We start from the raw sequence: 22,266 nt of genomic DNA on the forward strand, positions 1-22,266 counted from the left end.
AGGTGTTGCCTACTCCGCCAGCAGGCTCTTCAGTTCGGCGATCATTTCCTCATTCTGTTCACGGGTCCCGATTGTAATTCTCGCAGATGTGGGAAATCCGAGTGCTTCTCCATTCCGTACAATGTATCCGGCTTTCAGGAGACGGTTAAAAATATCCGTTCCCGGAACACCAAGATCAATCAGGATAAAGTTCCCCTGACTCGGGTAGCAGTGAAGGCCGTGCTCACGGCAGAACTTTTCAAACAGTTCAATTCCGTCGCGGTTTTTTCTGCTGCAGTCTTCTATAAACTGATCGTCATCAAGGGAATAATATGCAGCCATCTGTGCAATCGTGGACGTATTAAACGGCTCTCTGGCAGGATCAAGCGACTGCATGAAGGTTTCGTCTCCCACCCCGTAACCGATCCGAAGCGACGCAAGACCATAGGCCTTTGAGAATGTACGGAGTACAACAAGATTTCTGTGTCCGCTGATCATCGGTACCGTATCGGGATAATCCTCAAGTGTCACGTACTCGTTATACGCCTCGTCACTTACAACGATCACATCTTCAGGGACGGATTTCAGGAAGCTTTCAAACGCCTCTTTTCCGATTGCATTTCCTGTCGGGTTATTCGGATTGCACACAAAAACAATTTTTGTTTTTTCGTCTATGGCATTCTTCATTCCCTCGAGATCGTGTTCCCCGTTCACAAGCGGAACCTCTTTAACCTCTGCTCCTTCAATGACAGCATTGTGCCGGTACTGCGGAAATGTAGGTACCGCTGCAACAATATTGTCTCCTTTTGAAAGAAGGGCCCGGCAGAGGATCAGAATGACTTCATCTGAGCCGTTACCGAAGAGCAGCTGTTTTTCCGAGACGTTTAACCGTCCTGCCACCTTGGTTCTTAATTTCTGGGCATAGCCGTCAGGATAGACAGCCACGTCCTGCAGCGCACGGCTGATTGCTTCTTTCGCAAGAGGGGAACAGCCGTAGGGATTTTCATTCGAGGCCAGCTTGACTACCTTTTCAAGTCCCAGCTCCCGTTTTACTTCATCAACAGGCTTTCCCGGCTGGTAGGGGGTGAGCCCTTTCAGGGATTCTTTTACCATCATCATTATCACTCCGTTTTTTTCTGGGACTGTCCCTTCATTTCTCCGCACGATTTGTCTTTACGGCTTCATCAGCAGGACAGTCCATTTTTCTGTAGGCTTCTATACTATCGTATTACGAAATGAGCTCACGGACAAACTGTTTTAACTCCGCGAGAACAGAATTTCTTTCACTTCCGTTCAGCTTGTTCCTTCGTTCGTGAAGAAAGCGCACGAGAGCACTGCCGATTACAACGCCATCTGCAAGTTCGTGAAACTTCTTTACATGCTCTCGTTTTGATATACCAAAGCCTACAGCCACGGGTGTATCTGTGACATTATTTACCTCCCTGATGATGTCGGAAAGATCTTCCTGAAACTGCTCTCTTGTCCCTGTTACACCAAGTGAGCTTACGAGGTAGAGAAAGCCGTCACTGTCCCCGGCAATCTTTTTTACCCGTTTACGGGAGGTTGGTGCGATCAGAGGGATTAAAGCGATGCCATGTTCCCTGGCAAGCCTTTTCAGCCCGCCGCTTTCCTCATAGGGAAGATCCGGGATGAGAAGACCGTCGATTCCTGCCCGGGCTGCTTTTTCCACAAGCAGGGATTCTCCTGTGGCAAGCACGGGGTTGATATACGTAAACAGAACAACAGGAATTGTAAGACCCTGCTCCCTGGCGCGTCCGGCAAGCTCAACTGCTTTCAGGATATTCATTCCCTGTGCGATGGAGCGGATAGCTGCCTGCTCAATTACCGGCCCGTCTGCCAGTGGATCGCTGTAAGGCACACCCCATTCGATGACATCAGCGCCGGCTTCCTCGAGTGCCAGAGCTGCCTCGATCGTTGTTCCCGGGTCGGGATCCCCTGCCATCAGGTAGGGAATGAACAGATTCTTCCTGTTTTTGAATTCCGCACTCATGAGCTGCCCCATATTATTCATCCCTTTCTTCTTCGTACTGTTTTATTGTGTGTACATCTTTATCCCCCCGGCCGCTCAGGCACACAAGCACGGTTTCCCCCGTTTTTTTACCTGCGGCCGTCTTCACTGCCGCTGCCAGTGCATGAGCAGATTCAATAGCCGGCAGAATCCCTTCTGTTTCACTCAGAAGTTTCAGTGCCTCCATTGCTTCACGGTCCGTCACGGCTTCATAGGTTACCCGGCCTGCATCCCGCAGGTGAGCGTGTTCTGGTCCGATACCCGGGTAGTCCAGCCCTGCTGAAATGGAATACGGTTCCTGAATATTGCCTCCTTCATCCTGAAGGAGATAGGAAAGGGAACCGTGAAGCACACCTCTTACCCCCTTGGTCAGAGTTGCTGCATGACGGTCTGTTTCCGTCCCTTTCCCTGCAGCCTCCACTCCGGTAAGCAGAACTTCAGAATCGATAAACGGGTAAAACATGCCGATGGCGTTACTTCCGCCCCCCACACAGGCAATAATGTGATCCGGAAGACGTCCTGTCTTTTCCGTCATCTGCTCCCGGCTTTCGTGTCCGATAACGCTCTGAAAGTCCCTCACCATCAGCGGATACGGATGGGGCCCGACAGCTGATCCAATCAGATAGTAGGTATCGCCCACGTGAGTAACCCAGTGCCTGATCGCTTCATTAGTGGCATCTTTTAACGTACGGCTGCCGCTTGTGACTTTGATCACTTCCGCACCCAGAAGTTCCATGCGGAAAACATTCAGTTCCTGGCGCCTCATATCCTCCTCGCCCATAAACACTTTGCAGGAGAGGCCGAACCGGGCTGCAGCTGTAGCAGTAGCCACTCCGTGCTGGCCGGCACCTGTTTCTGCAATGATCTTTGATTTTCCCATCCGCTTTGCAAGTATAGCCTGGGCTATGGCATTGTTTATTTTGTGTGCGCCGGTATGGTTCAGATCCTCCCGTTTAAGATAAATGTCCGCCCCTCCGACTTCCTTTGTCAGGTTGCCGGCGAACGTCAGCGGCGTAGGCCTTCCGCTGAACGATGCCCACTCACTGTGAAGGTCCCGGTAAAACGCCGGATCATTTTTTACATCCTCATAGGCATTCTCAAGCTCTGTGAGGGCATGCATGAGTGTTTCAGGAACGTATTTTCCGCCAAAATCACCGAACCGTCCAAGCTGGTCGGGAAATGAATAGGTCTGCTTCACTTTTGCTGTCATCGTCCACATCTTCCCTTCGTCTTTAATTCCGTCTGTCTCAATTCCGGAAGAAACGTCGATTCCCGGAGGGCTGTAAGCTTTCAGTTCATCTGTATTATCAGTTGTAATGCCGCCCGCAATCAGGCACACTTTCCCCAGTCTTTCGGCTTCTTCTCTGTAGGAGGGAACAGCCTCCCAGTCGAAACGCACACCGGCACCGCCGCCTTCAGGCGTTTTCGTATCTATAATAAAGCCGTCTGCAAAACGGGCAAAGTCAGCCATTTTCCCTGCAGCCCCATCCTCATGATGAATCGTCTTGAAAACCTTTAGACCCTCTTTTTTAAGCACCTCAAGATCTTCAGGGGATTCGCTGCCGTGACACTGAACTATATCCAGGGGAATCTCCAGGGCAGCCCGGATCATTTCATCCCGGTCGGCATCCTGAAACACCCCGGCAATTTCCACACCCGCAGGAACCTGGATCTTTCTTCTCCACTCTGCCGCCTCCTCCGGCCGGACCTGCCTTTTACTTCGGGCAAAAACGAGACCAATGAAGTCGGCTTTCGTATGGACCGCCTTCCGGAACTCCGTTTCACTTTTTATGCCGCAGAATTTAAGTAAAGGATTCATTCTTCCCCCCCGGAAAACAGCCGGTTCATCTTTTCTTCCTTACAGTCTGCACGCATCAGTGACTCCCCGATCAGCATTCCGGACGCTCCTGCCCGGACCACTCTTTTAACGTCTTCCGGGGTATGAATGCCGCTCTCACTGACAAACAGGCTGTTTTCCGGAATCAGCGGAGCAATCTTTTCAGTAAAGGAGAGAGAAGTTCTGAACGTATTTAAATCACGGTTATTCACTCCAATGAGGTCCGGTGTACATACGGAAAGCACGCCCCTGAGCTCCTCTTCACTGTGGACTTCAACCAGGACATCCAGTCCCCTTTGTTTTGCCCTGAAATAAAGCTCTGCCAGTTTTTCCGGAGTCAGAGCCGCTGCAATCAGAAGTATCGCATCTGCTCCCAGGCTGATCGACTCCTCGATCTGACGGGCATCAATAACGAAGTCCTTTCGAAGAACCGGCAGACTTGTATGGGCCTTCACTTCCCTGATAAAACGCGGATGACCCTGAAAAAACGTTTCATCGGTCAGAATGGACAGGGCGTCAGCCCCTGCTTTTTCATATTCCCTGCCGATCCGTACCGGGTCAAACGATTCCATAATGATGCCCCTGGACGGGCTCGCCTTTTTGATTTCTGCAATCACTGCCGTCTTCCTTGCGGGATTACGGAGTGCCTGGAGAAATTGACGGTCCGGCTTAAGATCTGAGTCCCGGCCGGGAAGATTCTTTGTTTCCTCTTTTTTCTTTTCAAGAATGCGTTCCAGAATCATGCAAGTACTCTCCTTTCCTGATGACGGGAAAGTTCTTCGAGTTTCCTTTTTCCTGCACCTGTAACAAGTGTTTTCCGGGCCATGTTAACTCCGTCCCTGATCGTTTCCGCTTCGCCAGCTGTATAAAGGGCAGCGCCTGCGTTAAGTATCACAATTTCAGAAGCTGATTCAGGGGCAATATTTTCCATAACCTCCCGGATAAGAGCGGCACTGTCCTCCTTCCTGTTTACCTTCAGTTCCTCCAGGGTGCCCCGTGCTGCCCCTGCTTCCTCAGGAGTAATGGTAAAGGAGTTTATACGGCCGTCCTTCAGTTCCGTAATATACGTTTTTCCCGTGATGGTAAGTTCATCGAGTCCATCCACGCCCGTGACAAACAATGCACGTTCTGTGCCGAGACGCCGTGCTGTTTCAGCCATTTTCACTGCAGCTCCCCTGTCATACACGCCAATGAGCTGATGCTTTGTTTGCGCAGGATTTGTCAGCGGTCCGAGAAGATTAAATACCGTTTTTACCCCGAGACTTTTCCTCGCCTTAGCCACATTTTTCATGGATGAATGATACACCGGCGCAAACATAAAACAGAGATTACAGCGTTCCAGAAGCGCTTCCGCCTCCTCTTCCCTGCTCTGAACAGGAATACCAAGTGATTCCAGGACATCGGCACTTCCTGTAGTGGAAGAGACGCTACGGTTGCCGTGTTTGGCTACGGGGATTCCTGAAGCTGATACGAGTATGGCGGCAGCAGTGGAAATGTTAAACGTGCTGCTTCCATCTCCTCCTGTCCCGCACGTATCAATCAGTGATTTCTTACTGTGGCTGATTTTCCGGCTGCGGTCACGCATGGCCCTTGCAAACCCCGTCATTTCACTGACTGTCTCCCCTCTGAAGCGGATTACCGATAGAATTCCGGAGATCTGTTCATCACTCAGCTCACCAGCCATCATGGCGTCCATCAGCTGATAGGCTTCCGTTTCACTCATGCTCTCTTTTTCAAACAAACGTTCCATAACTCGTCTCATCTCACGCTCTCCTCCTGCTCAAAACTCTTCTTTGCCTGTTTAACTGCTGCCAGCATGGCACTGGCTTTATTCCTCGTTTCCTCCCATTCAAGCTCGGGCACAGAATCGTACACAATACCGGCCCCGGCCTGAACATACGCTTTCCTGCTGCGCAGGCGTATAGTGCGAATGGCAATACATGAATCAACTGTGCCGTTGAAACCGAAGTAGGCAACTGTTCCCGCGTAGGAACCGCGTGTATCTTTCTCAAGTTCCTGTATAATTTCAACTGCCCGGATTTTCGGAGCACCGCTCACAGTACCGGCTGGGTGTGCACTCAGTAATGCCTCTGCCGGGTGAACATCGTCCCTCAGCTGCCCTTTTACTTTTGAAATGATATGCATCACCTTTGAAAACCGGGTCACGGTCAGTTTTTCGTAAGTCTCCACCGACCCGTAGCGGCATACCCTTCCCAGATCGTTTCGAGCCAGGTCAACCAGCATGAAATGTTCTGCTTTTTCTTTTTCATCTGCCAGCAGTTCCGCTTCGAATTCCCTGTCTTCAGCTTCCGTGGCTCCCCGCTTTCTTGTACCTGCGATGGGGTGTATATCAATGGAGCGGTCACTCTCGATTTTTACAAGTCTCTCAGGCGAACTTCCGATCAGTTCCTCCTGCTCGGTTCTGATGTAAAACATATAAGGAGACGGGTTCTGCTTGCGGAGTACACGGTAAATGTGAAGACCGTTTACAGGTGTGTCCATCTCAAATCTCTGGGAAAGAACCACCTGAAAAGCATCCCCGCTCTCGATATAGGATTTCACCCGTTTCACGTTTTCGAGAAAAGAATCCCTGGAGATATTTGATTTCACCTCTTCGAACGGATCCTCTGCCGCCTCTTCGTCTTCAGTTTCAAAGATACGTTTTCCAACCGGTGCAGCAGGGCCGGAAAGCTGTTCTGTGAGGCAGCTGATTTGATTCACTGCTTCCTGATAAGCAAGCTCATAATCGAAGCCGGCTTCCTGAAAGTGAATAATCGTAAGCTCCTCTTTAACATGATGAAATGCAAGAATGGTTCTGCAGAAGACAAACGATGCAGCAGTACTGCTGTTTTTCTTCACCCTGTCTTCGGTCAGACTCATAGCTTCAAATGAGAAGGCACCTACGGCTCCTCCCGGAAAAGGCAGATCAGGCAGTATGGGCGACACATTCAGGTAACCGGCGGCCTGATCCCAGGCTGTAGTGAAGCTTGTGCTGCTGCTTAATGTCCGTTCGGAGTGATCCCTGATCTCGAATCGTCCATTATGTTCCTCGAGATATAAAAACGGATCAATACCAATAAAGGAATACTCGGACCACAGTGACAGGGGATCCCGGCTTTCAAGAAGAAAAGCCGCTCTTTTGTTAAAGGTTTCAAATAACTGGATTGGGGTCAGTGTATCCGCTATGAGTTCTGCAGTAACGGGAACCGTTTTAAACTCTGCAGCCTGGCGGATAAATGACTGTCTGCTTGTCTGAATCATTCCGCTCACCTCTCTTTGGTGAGAAGAGGACTTCTAAGCATGTGAGGATAAATAAGGGGGACTGTCTCATACGGTAACCAGGCAGACCAGTTGGAGCATTCAATCCAACGATCCGGTCACCGGATCAAACAGTAAATAAAAAACACCTGCCCTGAAATAAACTGGAGACAGGGCAGGTGTCAGGCAATGCCTATTCCCTCTGCTCAGGCTCTTCTCTGCTGTTCTTAACTCGGCTTTTCCGCTGCAGAGCCTCTGCTCTGCTTCTATGCGGGTTCTGTTCATCTTTGGACCGGCTGAACCTCTGTTCTGCCGCATCCTCTGTATATTCGTTCATTTGTAGATTCGTTCATTGGGATCCGGTTATATCTTACTGAATTCTCTGCTAAACTATTGAACTTATGTTACCGCGTGAGCGGCAGTGTTGTCAACATGAGATTCTTCTAATTGACTCCCGGTCAGCTCTCACCGGCGAGATCCGGTCTAAGCGCTTTAGCGCGACCCAGATACACATGCCGGATTTCATCCTGTCCAAGCGGTGTTTCAGCCGTGACCATCATCCGGATACACTTTTTCAGCGCTCCCTCCACAGGGATCTCCTGGGCACACATAACCGGCACACGGTCAAATCCCTCGAGATCTCTCAGGGCCCTTGCCGGAAATGTTGCATTAAGGTCCGGACTTGCAGTAATCCAGATATGACAAATATCTTCAGGTCTGAGACTGTTCTTTTCCACAATATGTCCGATCAGATTGCGCGTGACGTCCAGCATCGGAGCTGTTTCATTTTTATCTACAGTTGCGGCTCCTCTTATTCCCCGAATCATCGTATCTTCCTCCATCACAGCAGTTTTAAAAGCAGGCTGTCAGAAACCTGACGCAGAACGGGCTTACCGGGATGTTCAAGAAGTACAAACCGGATTTGTCCTCTGCTGCTTTTTTTATCTCTATTCATCCGTTCAATCAGTGAACGGCGGTCCATATTTTTGTACATGCGTGTTTCGTATCCAAGGCTTCGAAGGGAGGCTTCAATGTCCTTTGAACCCAGATCCTTTTCAAAAACATGCTCACTGAGTTCAAGGGCAAATACCATACCGGCAGCAACGGCTTCTCCGTGGGTCCATTCCCCGTACCCGGCTTCTGCTTCTATAGCATGTCCGAGCGTGTGGCCGAAATTTAGAAACGCCCTGATTCCCGTTTCCTTCTCGTCCTGTTCCACGATGTCCTTCTTCACCCTGATCGACTGCTCAAGAAGGCTGCAGAGAGCGTCAGGATCCTCTGTAATTTTAAATGATCCACTGCTGAGGGAAAAAGACAGCAGTGCCGGGTCCCTGATGAGACCATGCTTTATCACTTCTGCAAGGCCGGAACGCCATTCACGGCGCGGCAGCGTGCTGAACGTTTCCGGGTCGAAGATGACAGCACTGGGAGCATGAAAGGCACCGGCAAGATTTTTACCGGCCCCAAGATTAATGCCTGTTTTTCCACCGACGCTGCTGTCGTGGGCAAGCAGTGTCGTCGGTACCTGTATAAAGTCGATGCCTCTCATGTAAGTGGCCGCTGTAAAACCGGCTAGATCACCAACAACGCCTCCGCCAAGTGCAATGATCGCACTTTCACGGTCCAGTCCTGATGCGGCTGCGTATTCAAGAAGCTCTTCATAAACGGCAACCGACTTTGACTGCTCTCCCGCCGCGATGGTTTTTACAAAAACCTCTGTTTCAAAAGACTGTTTTACCTCATCAAGATACAGTTTCCCGGCATGTTCATCTGTAATAACCATACAGGAGGAATATTCCTTTTCTGTAAGGGAAGAAAGAAGAGAACCTGTTTTAAGGCGGGCTCCCGCCTCAATGAGGATCGGATACTTTCTTTCCGATGACTGGACGTGCATGACCGCCATTAAAACTGCCTCGCTTTTTCCGTGTATGCTTCGTATGCTTGCTTTATGTCTCCGATGGTATCAGAACCGAATTTCTCCAGAAATGCTGCAGCCAGTTCAAAGCTTACGGCATGTTCACACACGACTGAGGCTGCCGGTACAGCACAGCTGTCGGACCGCTCAATGCTTGCAGCAAACGGTTCCTTGGTCTCGATATCCACACTGTTCAGGGGCTTATAGAGAGTGGGAATCGGCTTCATCACGCCTTTTACAACCACAGGCATCCCTGTAGTCATGCCGCCTTCAAAACCGCCGAGACGGTTGGTTTTTCTGTAGTACCCTCTCTTTGGATCATACATAATTTCATCATGAACCTCACTTCCCGGTTTCCGGGCTGCTTCAAATCCGATACCCACTTCCACACCTTTAAAGGCATTGATGCTCATTACACTCCGGGCAATTCTGGCATCGAGCTTTCTGTCAAAGTGAACGTGACTCCCGAGGCCGGAGGGAAGACCGTCTGCGACTACTTCAACAACACCGCCGATGGAGTCACCGTTTTTCTTTGCTTCATCAATCAGGTCCATCATCTGCTTTTCCGCTTCAGAATCCAGACAGCGGACAGGCGACTGCTCGGTACGTACAAGGATGTCCGCCGCATTATCGGGCTTTGTTTCGGGACGGCTGACAATACCGCCTATTTCCAGGACGTGTCCGGCTATGGTAACGCCGAATTCAGCGAGGAGTTTCTGTGCCACGGCACCAACGGCTACGCGGATCGTTGTTTCACGGGCAGACGACCGCTCAAGGACATTTCTCATATCACGATGGTCATACTTGATCGCACCGTTTAAATCCGCGTGTCCAGGCCGCGGCCGTGAAATTGTCCGCTTCATCTCCTTTTCCTCCTGCTCACTGACAGGTTCAGGTCCCATGATTTTCTGCCAGTGTGTCCAGTCCTTGTTTTCTACAGTGAGTGTAATCGGGGCTCCAGTTGTTTTACCGTGACGGACCCCACTCGTAATTTTCACTTTGTCTGTTTCGATCTGCATCCGCCGGCCCCGTCCATGCCCTTTCTGACGCCTGGCGAGATGGTGATTTATATCCTCTGCAGTCAGGGGAAGATGACTGGGAACCCCTTCAATTATCGCGGTCAGTTCCGGACCGTGTGATTCTCCGGCTGTTAAAAATCTCATGTCACCGACACTCCTTTAATGCTTTTATGTATTAAAATGAATAAATCTTATTTTACATTGTGGATGATATGTGAAAAAAATTCAACACCTTCGTACCGGTTTTTCCACCGGAGATAAGAAAGATGCTTATGACCAGTATACTTAACCATGCAGAAAAATAAAGCCGGAACAAATATCATTACCTTTTAACAGCAGGAAAATTTACAGTCAGGCCTGGTCTCCTCACCCCCGGATGCATACTGTACAGCTCCTTTCCATTTCTTAAAAGCCAAAAAACCTGCCGGGCCTGGGGCCGGGCAGGTTCCTGCGGGTTAAACCCACTTATTAACGGTTTTTTCGTAGCTTACAAGTTCGTCACTGTTGAAGAAAAGCTCGATTTCACGCTTGGCACTATCTGAGGAGTCGGATCCGTGAATCACATTCATGGATACCTGAACACCGTAGTCACCGCGGATCGTTCCGGGAGCTGCCTCCTGAGGATTCGTTTTCCCCATCATTTTACGGGCTTCGTCGATTACGTTTTCTCCTTCCCATACCATTGCAAATACCGGTCCGGAAGTAATGAAATCAACAAGTTCACCAAAGAAAGGACGTTCTTTATGTTCGCCGTAATGAGTCTCGGCAAGATCCTTTGAAATCGCTAACATTTTTGCTCCTGCAAGAGTAAAGCCTTTCTTTTCAAAGCGGGAAACTACTTCGCCAACCAGATTTCTCTGCACGCCATCCGGTTTTACCATTAGAAATGTGCGTTCCATGTTCTCTACCTCCAGCTGTATGTATGTTTGTGAAACCTTTTAGAGTATAGCAAATTTTCACAAACATCACAACAGCAATTGTGAAAACGGTTTCTTTTTTGTTCCCGCCAAATAATAAAACCGGCATGTCCCTTATAGGCATACCGGTTTTTCCAATTAAAATTTCCTGCTTCCAATGTAATCGGCAATTTGGGTAAAAGCATGTTTTGCCCGGATATCCTCAAGCGGATCGAGAGCCTCTTTTGCTTTCATAAGATAACGATCCGCCATCTGTTTGGAAAATCCAATTCCGCCCGAGTCCCGGATTTCACCGATTACGCCGGCCATCCCCATTTCATTTGTGGAGGATTCTGAAACTGCTGCTGCAATCCTGTCCTTTAAGGAGCGGTCTTTTTCTATGGCATACAGAGCAGGAAGAGTAACGTTTCCCTGTTTAAGGTCTCCTCCCGCAGGTTTACCCAGTTCTTTTTCAGTCCCTACAAAATCAAGGATGTCATCGGTGATCTGGAAGGCCATCCCCACTCTGTAGCCGAAAAGGGACAGCTGACGGTTCGTGACAGCGTCGGCACCGGCTGCTGCAGCCCCAAGTTTGCAGCTGATTGCAATAAGAAGAGCCGTTTTCCGTTTTATGCGCCGCAGATAATTTTTCAGATGCTGACTCCAGATATACTGATCCCGGAGCTGTTCCACCTCTCCGATACACATTTCCACCATGGCATCCGAGAGCACCTCATGAACAGCCGGTTCCCTGCAGTGACTGGCCAGTTCAACAGCTCTTGCAAACATGTAATCTCCCGTGTACATCGCTACACGGTTGTCCCATTTCGTTTTAATGGTCTTTTTTCCCCGCCTCAGATCTGCGTCATCAATCACGTCATCATGAACGAGGGAAGCCATATGAATCAGCTCAAGGGGGACCGCTACATGACGGATTTCTTCAATATCATAACGGCCAAACTGGCCGGCAAGAAGTACGAACACGGGACGGATCCTTTTTCCCCCGGCATTCAGAAGATGGGAAGATGCCTGTTTCAGCACAGGGTGATCTGTACCGATATTCTGTTCAAGTTCCTTTTCTATCACGGCGATATCTTTTCTCAGATACCAGTAAATATCCGTCAGTTTCATTCCCTACACCTACCTAAACAGATTGCCTGCCGGCTGCCTCCTGCCAGAGCGGAAGATGTTTCACCGGCTTTTCAAGCAGCCCCAGATCATACGCATACTCGTAAAAAAGGAGAAGACCTTCTTCATGGGCAGGCGACAAATCATGGTTCAGCCCTTTGAAATAAGATTGCCAGAAGCCGCGGCTTCCGCCAATTTCATATTCTATCGAACGTATCAGGTCGTCAAAACGATTCTCGTATGACCGTTTTTTACTTTTAAGCATCTGATCATAGAGGTCGTACAGTAATTCTCCGTGGGCTGAAATCGTGTTTTTTCGTGCTGCCACAACCGCATATGTCATTGGAAGCCGGGTATTGTCGTTCCAGAGACGTCCGAGATCATAGCGGTAAATCTCAGATGGCTGATTCCAGTATGTCCTGATCGCGTCATCACCGATCAGAAGACATGCATCGTTTTCTGCCATCATGGCATCAAAATCGGGCTTCATAGTTACGTAATCCACCCCGAGTCCGTAGAACCTGCCGAGAATGATTTTAAGCAGGTTTACCGACGTGGCAGAACTCGAGGTGAGTGCCACACGTTTACCCTCGAGTTTGTTTATCGGTATTTTTGAAAAAAGAAAGATGGAACCTACATCTCCGGACGATGAAACCGAAAGGGACGGCAGCAGCTGGAATGCTCCTGCATTCTGTGCATATGCGAACGAGGAAATGCCGCCGATATCCACTGATCCTTCCGCCATTCCCCTGTTTAACTCAGAGGGTACCTTCGGAACAAACGTACAGCCGCGTTCCACTAACTGCCTCCGGTCCAGATAGTAGAAGAGAGGCATGATATTCGTGTATGAAATTTCTCCTACAACGATGCCCATGTCTACTCCCCCCACCGAGTAAATAAATCGTGGCTTACGTGAAGCTGATCCAGCACTTTTCCCACAACGAAGTTAACAGCATCATCCAGTGTTTCAGGTCTCTGGTAGAAGCCCGGCATGGCCGGCACCACAGTGCCCCCCATTTCCGCAATCGTTTTCATATTCCCCAGATGAATCGCATGCAGCGGTGTTTCCCGCGGTACGATAATAAGGGGGCGTTTCTCCTTAAGCATGACATCCGCCGTACGTTCAAGCAGGTTGCCGGAAATGCCGTGGCTGATCTTTGCCAGTGTGCCCATGGAGCATGGAATAATGATCATCCCGTCATTTCGGTAAGAGCCGCTCGCAATCGGAGCTGAAAAATCCTGAAGGGTATGGACATGAAGGTCCCTGTCCGCTTCAAAGAGTCTTTCCAGACACGCTTCTCTGTCACTGGTATCCTCCCCAAGCTCATGGTAGAACACCTGCCATCCTGCCTCCGAAACAATTAGATGAACTCTGTGTCCTGCTCTGAGAAGGGCATTGGCAAAGCGGACACCATAAACAGCTCCGCTGGCCCCGGTTATCCCCACTGTATAAATGCGCTTCTCCCTACTCATATAAGCAGATCCCCAATCGTGAAAATAAGCAGTACGATACTGATGATTCCGTTCATTGTAAAAAATGCCACATTGACTTTTGACAGGTCATCAGGGGATACAAGTGAATGCTCGTATACCATAATGGCCCCTGCAATAAATACTCCGGCCATAAAAATCCAGCCGAGAGGTGTCAGGAAAAATAAAGCAAGCATGGAAATAAAGCTTACAACGTGAAACCCTTTTGCGATCCTGAGTGCACGGGTTATTCCGAAACGGCTTGGGATCGAATGCAGTCCCGCCTCCCGGTCATAATCAGCATCCTGAGTCGCGTAAATAACGTCAAAACCTGCAGTCCAGAACGCAACAGCCAGGAAGATAAGCATGGCCTCCCACGTCAGCGTGCCGGTTGTTCCAACCCAGCCTCCAAGAGGGGCAATAGCAATGGTAACTCCGAGAATAACGTGGCAGAGCCAGGTGAACCTTTTTGTATAAGAGTAAATAACAAGAAAAAAGACCGCAAGCGGCAGCAGATACACAGCAAGCATATTCAGCTGAAAAGCAGAGACGAAAAGTAAAACAAATGAAGCGGCAATGAATGCAAGAGTTTCAACTTTTGAGAGAAGCCCTGCCGGGATCGCACGGTCTGCCGTCCGCGGGTTCTCCTTATCAATCCGCGCATCAATCAGTCTGTTCAGACTCATTGCCGCACTTCTCGCTCCAACCATCGCCAGTGTAATCCAGATCCAGTGGTGCAGCGTCGGCCAGTGGCCGTTGATTAATAAACTTCCAAGTACAGCTCCCAGAAAAGCAAAAGGAAGAGCAAAAACTGTATGTTCGAATTTAATCATTTCAAGTATGATTTTTATTTTTCTCATGTAGTCCTAATTTCCCCTTCGTGAATAATCAGCAGGACTTCCTTGCAAAGTGACTTGCCGCCGCTCCGCCGGAATAGGATTTATATGTGACCCGCTCAAATCCTGCCTCCCGGAACATCCCGGCAAGCGCTTCCTTATCGGGAAATGTACCGGCCGATTCCTGAAGCCACGAGTATTCTTCATAGCTTCTGGCAAAGATCCGTCCAAACAAAGGCATGATGTGACGAAAATAAAACCAGTACATATGTTTAAATCCTGCCATTGTCGGCTGGGATGTCTCAAGACATGTGACAAGTCCCCCGGGCTTCGTTACGCGGTGCATTTCCCTGATCACCTGATTAAAATCAGGCACGTTGCGAAGGCCGAATCCGATTGTCACAAAATCAAATGTATCATCCTCAAATGGCAGCTCCATGGCGTTCCCCTGAATCAGAGTCACGTTCTCCGCCTTTTTTTCCTCTACTTTACGGCGGCCTACTTCCAGCATATTTTCACTGAAATCAAGCCCGGTAACTTCACCGCTTTTACCGGCCGCCTCAGACAGAGCCAGTGTCCAGTCTGCCGTGCCGCAGCATACATCAAGGGCACTTGCCCCTTCACTGACTTTCATTCTTTTCATCGTATCCCGACGCCAGGCTACATGCCGCTGGAAACTGATAATCGCATTCATCCGGTCATAGCTGCCCGAAATAGACTGAAAAACATCGTGTACTTTCTCTTCCTTGGATTGTGGCATATTATCCTTCCTCTGCAACAAAATCTTGATAGAAGTTTTCCTCGAGTAATTGCCGCACCCGGGAACGGATAAACTGTCTGAGCGGAAGCCAGTCAGGAAGCCCGTCCTCAATTCCGGAACGAAGATCCTCAATCGCCTCGCTGTAAATCATGGACGTATCGGATTCTGATCCTTGTTTCCCGTAAATCTCTTTGAGAATGGCGGTAATAAAACATTCTCCTGTATAATCAGGAAGCTGTTTTTTGTCCGTAAGGAGATTTTTGAGACAGAAAAAACCGGAGATGGGGCCGGCCCACTTATCGAGTTTAAGGTGTTTAAGGATATTTGCTGTAAGTACTGTATGGCGGTATAGATACTTCTTTCCTTTAAAAGGATCGGCAGCATTTTCCCTTTCCTCGTACGGCAGCATTTTAATTTCGTTAATTTCCTGAATGGAACGGCTGAACACCTGCATAAGTGAAATGTCGCCCAGTTTGGCCAGAAAATAATAGTATAAACTGCTGTAGTAGTCTCCGGTAAGCACGATGAGCTGCCGCTCTTTTCTGGTCCGCTCGTCTATACAGTCCTCCAGTCCCACATTATCATGAACAGTGAGAGCCGTATCCACTAGAAGACAGGCAAGAATAGCGTGATTTATGTATTTTGGGGAACAGCCCCGCTTTTTCATTGCATAATACAGGATTTTAATCAGATCGTTGTCAATATCCGGTTTATCCAGATACCGGCTTACATACGGGTGGTGAATGACCTCGTAAAAATCACGTTCTATTTTTCTGATGTCCTCGTTCATCTGATCCAGTGAGATCGTCATTATAAAGCCCCCAGAAAGCAAGTTCTATCAATCAATATGTTTTTCTGCAATATAAGTATACCATACTCTGTCCGGAGGAGATAAGTAACGGCTATCCCCCGCCCGACAGGTTCAGTCAGTCCGGGCAGGCCATATTAAAAGAAAAGCAGGTCAGAAAACCCGCTTGTGTCAACCTTCGGTATTCATTTCGCCATGGCTTGTCTGAATGACAGCTTTTCCCCTTACCTTCACTGCGGATGTGTGTTCTGTAAACTGGGCAATCATAACTTCATTTTTATCCAGCTTTTCAGAGTGATGGAACCTTGTATCCGATCCCCTCGTTAAGCCAATGACGTTCACACCATTTTCAAGTGCTTTAATCACAATATATTCGGTCGGCTGTGACATAGAGTAACCCGCCTTTCCTCAATTTCATTACGAAACAATGCCGAATGAACCCCTGCACTACCCCTTAATCAGTGCCAGTACTTCCGAGCGTGCAGCGTGATCCTCTGTGAAAACCCCTCTGACAGCTGATGTCATAGTCTTTGATCCCGGTTTTTTCACTCCGCGCATGGTCATGCACATATGCTCCGCTTCCACAATTACCATAACTCCCTGGGGATCAAGCGTGTCAACAATACTGTCTGCCACTGTGGAAGTAATACGCTCCTGAAGCTGGGGGCGTCTGCAGACTGCTTCCACCGCTCTGGCGAGTTTACTGAGGCCGGTAACTTTTCCTCCGCTCGGAATATATCCAATATGGGCTACACCGAAAAACGGCACAAGGTGATGCTCACACATAGAGTAAAACGGTATATCCTTTACAAGGACAAGTTCTTCATGGTCTTCACCGAACACGGTCTGAAAGTGCTCTTTCGGATCCTGATTCAATCCTTCAAAAACTTCCGCATACATTTTGGCTACCCTTTTCGGCGTATCCTGCAGGCCTTCCCTTCCCGGATCTTCTCCGATCGCTTCCAGGATCATTGTGACAGCCTCTTTTATCTTTTCATGATTTACTTCGTTCATCGTGATGCCTCCTCGTAACCGCATTCAAGATCGATAAAATTCTAGCACAGCAGGGGTGAATATACAAGAAACGTCCCCTATACAGAAAAGAAGAACCGCAGCTGTGTGCGGTTCTTCTAGGCGCAAGCCCCCTTATGTATTACTTGACTGCGTCTTTAAGGGCTTTACCAGGCTTAAAGGCTGGTACGTTGCTTGCAGGAATTTCAATCTCTTCCCCTGTCTGCGGGTTGCGGCCTTTACGGGCAGCGCGCTCACGTACTTCGAAGTTACCGAAGCCGATCAGCTGTACCTTTTCAGACTTCTGAAGAGAATCAGTGATTACATCAAACACAGCGTCTACTGCATTTGTAGCATCCTTCTTGGAAAGTTCAGTTTTCTCTGAAACAGCATTGATTAGTTCTGTCTTGTTCATACCATTCACCTCCTCCCAGTGGGATTGTTATTTCTTTTCTTGCACAATAATCCGTTTTTTATACTTAAAACGTTGATTTAACGGGATAACAAGGCTAATGTTAAACGAATCCCCGCAAAAATTCAACATTTTTTGCAGAATTCCCTGCATTTTTAAGTATAATCTGGTGTAAATGGAAAAAACAGGATCGATCCTGGGACTTTAAAGCACAATGCCCGGTACAACAGCATTTTCAGTGCTTATTGAATTTTTATCATACCAGACGCCTGTATGTCAATGAAGTAAGGCTCCTGTACGCCGCCTCCCGGTTTTTTTCTCCCCGGCCAGGTATAAAGTTGCACATCTTCAGGGTGTGGATTCATACTTCCTTCATGTTCCGGGCGTGCTCTGTTACGACTTATTTACCGGTACCAGAGTGCGTCCGCTTTCTTCTCCCCTCCGGTTCAGGGCAAAAAAATAACCCTCCGGATGGAGAGTTAAAGAATGATGGCAATCAGGCCGCCTGAACCTTCGTTAATGATTCTTTCAAGTGTCTCTTTCAGCTTATATCTGGCGTTTTCAGGCATTAGTGACAGCTTAGCCGAGATTCCTTCCCTCACTATGGAGTTTAGTGAGCGGCCGAAAATATCGGAATTCCAGATTGACAGCGGGTTCTCCTCAAAGTCCTGCATAAGGTAGCGCACAAGTTCTTCGCTCTGTTTTTCTGTCCCGATGATCGGGGCGAATTCACTTTCCACATCCACCTTAATCATATGAATGGAAGGCGCCACTGCTTTAAGTCTGACCCCGAAACGGGAACCCTGTCTGATAATTTCGGGCTCATCGAGACTCATATCTGCAAGAGACGGAGCCGCAATCCCATAGCCGGTCTGCTTCACCATGCGCAGCGCGTCAGCCACCTGATCGTACTCTGCTTTGGCGTAGGCGAAGTCCTGCATCAGTTCCAGGAGATGATCTTTTCCGCGTATTTCGACTCCAACAACCTCCTTGAGGATCTGGTCGTACAGATCATCAGGGGCGTGAAGATCTATTTCCGCCACACCCTGACCCATCTCAATTCCGGCCAGCTGTGCCCGGTCCACAAAATCATAATCAGTAAAATGCCCCACTACTCGGTCCACATCACGAAGCCTTCTGATATCCTTTACTGTATCCCTTACTGCAGACTCGTAATTCTCGCGGAGCCAGTGCTCCTCCTTGAGTACCATTACCCAGCTCGGCAGATTGACATTTACTTCGTGTACAGGGAATTCGAACAGTACTTCACGCATGACCGCGTTAATATCCTGTTCGGTCATCCCTTCAATGCTCATACTCAGAACCGGCACATCGTGTTCGTGCTCAATGGAAGTACGGAGATCCTCCGTAGCCGGGTGATGAGGATGTACACTGTTGACGATGACAATAAACGGCTTCCCTACTTCCTTCAGTTCCTCGATTACACGCTGCTCTGATTCCACGTAGTCGTGGCGCGGGATCTCACCTATGGATCCGTCAGTTGTAATCACAACTCCCAGTGTGGAGTGCTCCTGAATAACTTTCCGTGTTCCGATTTCAGCTGCCTCATGGAATGGGATCGGATCCTCATACCAAGGCGTATGAATCATTCTCGGGCCGTTTTCGTCTTCGTACCCTTTTGCTCCAGGCACGGCATACCCGACACAGTCCACTACTCTGACGTTAACATCCAGTCCGTCATCCACATGAATGGATACTGCCTGGTTTGGAACGAACTTGGGTTCCGTTGTCATAATCTGTTTTCCTGCAGCACTCTGAGGAAGTTCATCCTGGGCTCTTGCACGGTCTGCTTCTGTTTCAATGTTCGGGATAACAGCAAGCTCCATAAACTTCTTAATAAAGGTAGATTTTCCGGTACGCACTGATCCGACGACGCCGAGATAAATATCGCCTCCGGTGCGCTCCGCAATATCTCTGAAAATATCGAACTTTTCCACACGATCCCCTCCCGATCGATTTTGTAACAATCCATTATGCATACGATTCAGGTGATGACATTACATGCTTATGATGTTGTCTGCTTTTTATGACAAGCAGTTCAATTACTGATCATTCAAATGCATCACCCGCCTGCAATTTTCAAAATCGTCAGTCAGAAGGGAGGCGTCTATGGAAAACCGCAGAATATCAATTCTGACAGCAGTCCCTATTTCGTTTCAAACGTAAAAAAAAGCTTCCCTTTCTCCTGTAACTATATTGAGAAGGGAAGCACAATAGAACAACGTATTAGCCGCTGTCCGGTCATGAACATATTCGTTTTATTCTTCAGTTTTAAAGATAATCTCGCCTTCCTCCACGGTCATCGGTTTTGAATGGGCGGGTACAAACGGGGCATGTTCAACGAGAAGCCACCGGAGGTCGTCCCCCTCGGAAAATTCCCCCATACCATATTCATCGATGTAGTGCCGGATATCAAGCGAATAATCAATTACCAGCTCACCGCTGTTTGTCATATGCACCGGCAGTCTGTGGTCACTGTGAAACGGACTGGGTACAGTCTGCATCTCATTATAATGAAGAGCTTCATAATCCAGGCTTAAAATACCGGGACCGACCGCTTCTTCAATCGGGGCATAACGGTTCTGGGAACGATACTGGTTTATTCTGCGGTTAATATCCTGAAGCTTATTTGAGCTTCTTAAATCAACCAGCTTTACTTCCGGTGCCTCCTCCACATTGGTAAGGACGTACTGAAAGGTTCCCCCGTTTTCAAAGGAATTTCCCGGAGCCTGCTGCAGATAGGCAGGTACGAGCGTCCGGAAATTGACCGGGTACCGCTGAAAGACACTCGTTTCCTGGTCTCTTGTCTGTATCGGCAGCACGCTCGTATCTTCCCTGTACTGATTCACTGCTGACTGAACTGACTGGAGCTGATCCTCATAGGGCACCTGGTTTTCCGCACGCTGACCCTCAGGGAACAGACAGCCTGTAAGCAGTACTGAAGCAAGGACGATGGTGAGGCCTGTCCATAACTGTTTCATAATAAATCCCTGCCTTACTCCAAAACGTTATTCCGGGACCGGCCCGGTAAATACAACTACAAATATGATAAAGAAAGAAATCAGAATAAAAATAAAGCTGACAAGCAAAGTGGAAAAACGCAGCCATCCCCGGAGTTTTTCCTTTGACACAATCGTCATTACGACAGAAAGAAACATCAGCCCCATTGCAATGAAGCTGATCCACATTTTCGTTAGGCCATCATCCATAGTAAACCCCCGCTATAGCAATCTTTAATCCTCTTCAAACAGCTATATTATAGCATAAAAGTATTTAAAGCTGAACAGATTCCCTTTCCTCCCCCTTAATCCTGCACTTTCTCTATGAAAAAGCAGCCCAGGTCTTTACTTCATAAAAAAAGACCGGGGAAAAGGGGGCACCTTTCTCCGGTCATCTATTGACTAAACACCACCAGTACAAACAACCCTGATTTGGCGCCTTTTCCGTTTCAGTATATGCCAACAGATCAGGTTCGTCGCAAACGATTGCCTAATTACCGCCGTTTTTATTTAACATTTTTCCAAGCGTACCGAAATCCATCGGTACGTTGTTGGAAAGGATAGCTTTAACAAGTTCGTCTTCTTTTTTCTTCGATACCTGTACATTTGCCACCATGGCCACCTGTCTAATCAGCTGGCGGATGTTTTGTTCGTTTTTCAGGTCTGTTTTACCTGCGGACTGAGCAAGTTTAAACAGGTCTGCCTGTTTGACGTTCGTTTTCTGTTCGATCTGGTCGAACAGAGGGTTCTTTTTCTTATCGTCCAACAGAAATCCCTCCTCGTAAATGATATCACGTTATCATATGCAGAGAAGGGATTATGGTGATGGCAGTATTTATGGTTCGAGTCTGTTCAGAGGATCGGTTTCACCGAGTTTCAAATCTTCAACCTCACGCTTTTTAACACGGCCCATCAGTTCTTCAACCGCCTCATGAGGCGGTTTTTCGTTAAAAAGAACATCATAGAGACCCTTCGTGATCGGCATTTCAACTCCTTCACGTCCTGCGAGCTGGTACGCTGCCTTCGTTGTGCGAATGCCTTCCACGACCATGCCCATTTCGTCCAGCACTTCATTAATGGACTTTCCTTTTCCAATCATATTACCGGCACGCCAGTTCCGGCTGTGCACGCTTGTACAGGTGACGATCAGATCACCTAAACCCGAGAGTCCGGCAAATGTGAGGGGATTGGCACCAAGCTTCATTCCCAGTCGGGCAATTTCAGCAAGTCCCCGGGTCATCAGGGCAGCTTTGGCGTTATCTCCATAGCCCAGTCCGCTCGTCATTCCGGCACCAAGGGCTATAATGTTTTTCAGTGAACCTCCGATTTCCACACCCGTAAGATCGGGATTCGTGTAGACTCTGAAATGCTGATTCATGAAGAGATCCTGCACTTCCTCTGCAGCTTCCGTGTCAAGCGACGAGCTTGTAACTGTCGTCGGCTGTCTTAAACTCACTTCCTCAGCGTGAGAAGGGCCTGACAGCACCACAACCGCCCGTCGTTTCTCCGGCGAGATTTCCTCTTCGATAATCTGGGAAACGCGCAGATAGGTATCCGGTTCAATTCCTTTACTGGCGTGTACCATAAGAACAGGGCGGTCCAGCAGAGTATTCAACTCCTTCAGTACGTCCCGCATCGCTTTTGTAGGAACAACCAGGAGCAGAATTTCACCGTGAGCGGCAGCTTTTTCCAGATCTGTTGTAGCCTCAAGCGTCTCCGGAAGGGAAATTCCGGGAAGATATTTCCCGTTCGTATGTCTGTCGTTGATTTCCTCCGCCGCCGCTTCGGATCTTCCCCATAAAAGTACATCATGTCCATTATCAGCCAGTACGATTGATAGAGCTGTTCCCCAGCTCCCTGCTCCGAATACTGTAATTGAAGACATAAA

General features: G+C 48.6%; 24 protein-coding genes. All 24 read right to left on the reverse strand.

From position 1 onward, the window contains the following. Positions 1-9 precede the first annotated feature (9 nt). A complete protein-coding gene (gene hisC / locus FGB90_RS04630) occupies positions 10-1,095 on the reverse strand; it encodes a histidinol-phosphate transaminase (protein WP_138810009.1) in 1,086 nt (361 codons plus the stop codon). A gap of 112 nt (positions 1,096-1,207) precedes the next feature. Next, the gene (gene trpA / locus FGB90_RS04635) at positions 1,208-2,002 is read right to left on the reverse strand and encodes a tryptophan synthase subunit alpha (RefSeq protein WP_138809375.1); all 795 of its coding nucleotides are present in this window, start codon (positions 2,000-2,002) and stop codon (positions 1,208-1,210) included. A 1-nt stretch (position 2,003) separates the two neighbouring features. Beyond that, complete coding sequence (gene trpB, locus FGB90_RS04640; RefSeq protein ID WP_138809376.1) at positions 2,004-3,827, reverse strand: tryptophan synthase subunit beta; 1,824 nt, start codon at positions 3,825-3,827, stop codon at positions 2,004-2,006. After that, the gene (trpC, locus tag FGB90_RS04645) at positions 3,824-4,585 is read right to left on the reverse strand and encodes an indole-3-glycerol phosphate synthase TrpC (RefSeq protein WP_171051743.1); all 762 of its coding nucleotides are present in this window, start codon (positions 4,583-4,585) and stop codon (positions 3,824-3,826) included. Before trpC ends, trpB begins: the two co-directional genes overlap by 4 nt. Beyond that, on the reverse strand, positions 4,585-5,607 hold the full coding sequence (gene trpD, locus FGB90_RS04650; protein WP_138809378.1) for an anthranilate phosphoribosyltransferase: 1,023 nt from the start codon (positions 5,605-5,607) through the stop codon (positions 4,585-4,587). Before trpD ends, trpC begins: the two co-directional genes overlap by 1 nt. Then, on the reverse strand, positions 5,604-7,106 hold the full coding sequence (locus FGB90_RS04655) for an anthranilate synthase component I family protein (RefSeq protein WP_138809379.1): 1,503 nt from the start codon (positions 7,104-7,106) through the stop codon (positions 5,604-5,606). Before FGB90_RS04655 ends, trpD begins: the two co-directional genes overlap by 4 nt. 455 nt (positions 7,107-7,561) lie before the next feature. Next, positions 7,562-7,930 carry a chorismate mutase gene (gene aroH / locus FGB90_RS04660; protein WP_138809380.1) on the reverse strand — a complete coding sequence of 123 codons (369 nt, stop codon included), beginning with the start codon at positions 7,928-7,930 and terminating at the stop codon, positions 7,562-7,564. Between the two features lie 14 nt (positions 7,931-7,944). After that, on the reverse strand, positions 7,945-9,006 hold the full coding sequence (gene aroB / locus FGB90_RS04665; RefSeq protein ID WP_138809381.1) for a 3-dehydroquinate synthase: 1,062 nt from the start codon (positions 9,004-9,006) through the stop codon (positions 7,945-7,947). Beyond that, positions 9,006-10,181, reverse strand: coding sequence for a chorismate synthase (gene aroC, locus FGB90_RS04670; protein ID WP_138809382.1), 1,176 nt, complete (start codon positions 10,179-10,181; stop codon positions 9,006-9,008). The genes aroB and aroC overlap by 1 nt, the downstream gene beginning before the upstream one ends. Before the next feature lie 311 nt (positions 10,182-10,492). After that, a complete protein-coding gene (gene ndk / locus FGB90_RS04675) occupies positions 10,493-10,936 on the reverse strand; it encodes a nucleoside-diphosphate kinase (protein WP_138809383.1) in 444 nt (147 codons plus the stop codon). A gap of 156 nt (positions 10,937-11,092) precedes the next feature. Beyond that, positions 11,093-12,064 carry a heptaprenyl diphosphate synthase component II gene (gene hepT / locus FGB90_RS04680; RefSeq protein ID WP_138809384.1) on the reverse strand — a complete coding sequence of 324 codons (972 nt, stop codon included), beginning with the start codon at positions 12,062-12,064 and terminating at the stop codon, positions 11,093-11,095. Positions 12,065-12,077: 13 nt separating this feature from the next. Beyond that, positions 12,078-12,935, reverse strand: coding sequence for a menaquinone biosynthetic enzyme MqnA/MqnD family protein (locus FGB90_RS04685; protein ID WP_138809385.1), 858 nt, complete (start codon positions 12,933-12,935; stop codon positions 12,078-12,080). 2 nt (positions 12,936-12,937) lie between these two features. Further along, complete coding sequence (locus tag FGB90_RS04690; RefSeq protein ID WP_138809386.1) at positions 12,938-13,534, reverse strand: UbiX family flavin prenyltransferase; 597 nt, start codon at positions 13,532-13,534, stop codon at positions 12,938-12,940. Further along, entirely contained in the window at positions 13,531-14,391 is an 861-nt protein-coding gene (locus FGB90_RS04695) for a UbiA-like polyprenyltransferase (RefSeq protein WP_138809387.1), read from the reverse strand. The genes FGB90_RS04690 and FGB90_RS04695 overlap by 4 nt, the downstream gene beginning before the upstream one ends. A gap of 28 nt (positions 14,392-14,419) precedes the next feature. After that, positions 14,420-15,127: a demethylmenaquinone methyltransferase gene (locus FGB90_RS04700; RefSeq protein WP_138809388.1), complete on the reverse strand. Its 708-nt coding sequence runs from the start codon at positions 15,125-15,127 to the stop codon at positions 14,420-14,422. Position 15,128: 1 nt separating this feature from the next. Then, entirely contained in the window at positions 15,129-15,938 is an 810-nt protein-coding gene (locus FGB90_RS04705; RefSeq protein WP_138809389.1) for a heptaprenyl diphosphate synthase component 1, read from the reverse strand. A gap of 168 nt (positions 15,939-16,106) precedes the next feature. Then, the gene (gene mtrB, locus FGB90_RS04710) at positions 16,107-16,325 is read right to left on the reverse strand and encodes a trp RNA-binding attenuation protein MtrB (RefSeq protein WP_138809390.1); all 219 of its coding nucleotides are present in this window, start codon (positions 16,323-16,325) and stop codon (positions 16,107-16,109) included. Between the two features lie 57 nt (positions 16,326-16,382). Then, complete coding sequence (gene folE / locus FGB90_RS04715) at positions 16,383-16,949, reverse strand: GTP cyclohydrolase I FolE (protein ID WP_138809391.1); 567 nt, start codon at positions 16,947-16,949, stop codon at positions 16,383-16,385. Positions 16,950-17,088: 139 nt separating this feature from the next. After that, positions 17,089-17,361: an HU family DNA-binding protein gene (locus tag FGB90_RS04720; RefSeq protein WP_138809392.1), complete on the reverse strand. Its 273-nt coding sequence runs from the start codon at positions 17,359-17,361 to the stop codon at positions 17,089-17,091. 476 nt (positions 17,362-17,837) lie between these two features. After that, positions 17,838-19,316, reverse strand: coding sequence for a stage IV sporulation protein A (gene spoIVA / locus FGB90_RS04725; protein WP_138809393.1), 1,479 nt, complete (start codon positions 19,314-19,316; stop codon positions 17,838-17,840). Positions 19,317-19,637: 321 nt separating this feature from the next. Then, positions 19,638-20,360, reverse strand: coding sequence for a YphF family lipoprotein (locus tag FGB90_RS04730; protein ID WP_138809394.1), 723 nt, complete (start codon positions 20,358-20,360; stop codon positions 19,638-19,640). Positions 20,361-20,387: 27 nt separating this feature from the next. Then, positions 20,388-20,588 carry a DUF2768 domain-containing protein gene (locus FGB90_RS04735; protein WP_138809395.1) on the reverse strand — a complete coding sequence of 67 codons (201 nt, stop codon included), beginning with the start codon at positions 20,586-20,588 and terminating at the stop codon, positions 20,388-20,390. 280 nt (positions 20,589-20,868) lie between these two features. Further along, on the reverse strand, positions 20,869-21,144 hold the full coding sequence (locus tag FGB90_RS04740; protein ID WP_138809396.1) for a stage VI sporulation protein F: 276 nt from the start codon (positions 21,142-21,144) through the stop codon (positions 20,869-20,871). A 69-nt stretch (positions 21,145-21,213) separates the two neighbouring features. After that, positions 21,214-22,263, reverse strand: a complete 1,050-nt coding sequence (locus FGB90_RS04745; protein WP_138809397.1) for an NAD(P)H-dependent glycerol-3-phosphate dehydrogenase — start codon at positions 22,261-22,263, stop codon at positions 21,214-21,216. Positions 22,264-22,266: the final 3 nt, after the last annotated feature.

The organism is Alteribacter natronophilus, from assembly GCF_006007885.1.
Classification (GTDB): domain Bacteria; phylum Bacillota; class Bacilli; order Bacillales; family Salisediminibacteriaceae; genus Alteribacter; species Alteribacter natronophilus.

Excerpts from the sequence above, each read along its gene's own strand:
- FGB90_RS04655 (WP_138809379.1), bottom strand. The coding sequence starts at position 7,106 with ATGATTCAGACAAGCAGACAGTCATTTATCCGCCAGGCTGCAGAGTTT.
- FGB90_RS04700 (WP_138809388.1), bottom strand. The coding sequence starts at position 15,127 with ATGCCACAATCCAAGGAAGAGAAAGTACACGATGTTTTTCAGTCTATT.
- FGB90_RS04720 (WP_138809392.1), bottom strand. The coding sequence starts at position 17,361 with ATGAACAAGACAGAACTAATCAATGCTGTTTCAGAGAAAACTGAACTT.
- trpD (WP_138809378.1), bottom strand. The coding sequence starts at position 5,607 with ATGAGACGAGTTATGGAACGTTTGTTTGAAAAAGAGAGCATGAGTGAA.
- FGB90_RS04685 (WP_138809385.1), bottom strand. The coding sequence starts at position 12,935 with ATGGGCATCGTTGTAGGAGAAATTTCATACACGAATATCATGCCTCTC.
- FGB90_RS04745 (WP_138809397.1), bottom strand. The coding sequence starts at position 22,263 with ATGTCTTCAATTACAGTATTCGGAGCAGGGAGCTGGGGAACAGCTCTA.
- trpB (WP_138809376.1), bottom strand. The coding sequence starts at position 3,827 with ATGAATCCTTTACTTAAATTCTGCGGCATAAAAAGTGAAACGGAGTTC.
- FGB90_RS04735 (WP_138809395.1), bottom strand. The coding sequence starts at position 20,588 with ATGGATGATGGCCTAACGAAAATGTGGATCAGCTTCATTGCAATGGGG.
- folE (WP_138809391.1), bottom strand. The coding sequence starts at position 16,949 with ATGAACGAAGTAAATCATGAAAAGATAAAAGAGGCTGTCACAATGATC.
- aroH (WP_138809380.1), bottom strand. The coding sequence starts at position 7,930 with ATGATTCGGGGAATAAGAGGAGCCGCAACTGTAGATAAAAATGAAACA.
- trpA (WP_138809375.1), bottom strand. The coding sequence starts at position 2,002 with ATGGGGCAGCTCATGAGTGCGGAATTCAAAAACAGGAAGAATCTGTTC.
- hepT (WP_138809384.1), bottom strand. The coding sequence starts at position 12,064 with ATGAAACTGACGGATATTTACTGGTATCTGAGAAAAGATATCGCCGTG.
- hisC (WP_138810009.1), bottom strand. The coding sequence starts at position 1,095 with ATGATGGTAAAAGAATCCCTGAAAGGGCTCACCCCCTACCAGCCGGGA.
- aroB (WP_138809381.1), bottom strand. The coding sequence starts at position 9,006 with ATGGCGGTCATGCACGTCCAGTCATCGGAAAGAAAGTATCCGATCCTC.
- FGB90_RS04695 (WP_138809387.1), bottom strand. The coding sequence starts at position 14,391 with ATGAGAAAAATAAAAATCATACTTGAAATGATTAAATTCGAACATACA.
- ndk (WP_138809383.1), bottom strand. The coding sequence starts at position 10,936 with ATGGAACGCACATTTCTAATGGTAAAACCGGATGGCGTGCAGAGAAAT.
- aroC (WP_138809382.1), bottom strand. The coding sequence starts at position 10,181 with ATGAGATTTTTAACAGCCGGAGAATCACACGGTCCGGAACTGACCGCG.
- FGB90_RS04690 (WP_138809386.1), bottom strand. The coding sequence starts at position 13,534 with ATGAGTAGGGAGAAGCGCATTTATACAGTGGGGATAACCGGGGCCAGC.
- mtrB (WP_138809390.1), bottom strand. The coding sequence starts at position 16,325 with ATGTCACAGCCGACCGAATATATTGTGATTAAAGCACTTGAAAATGGT.
- FGB90_RS04705 (WP_138809389.1), bottom strand. The coding sequence starts at position 15,938 with ATGACGATCTCACTGGATCAGATGAACGAGGACATCAGAAAAATAGAA.
- FGB90_RS04730 (WP_138809394.1), bottom strand. The coding sequence starts at position 20,360 with ATGAAACAGTTATGGACAGGCCTCACCATCGTCCTTGCTTCAGTACTG.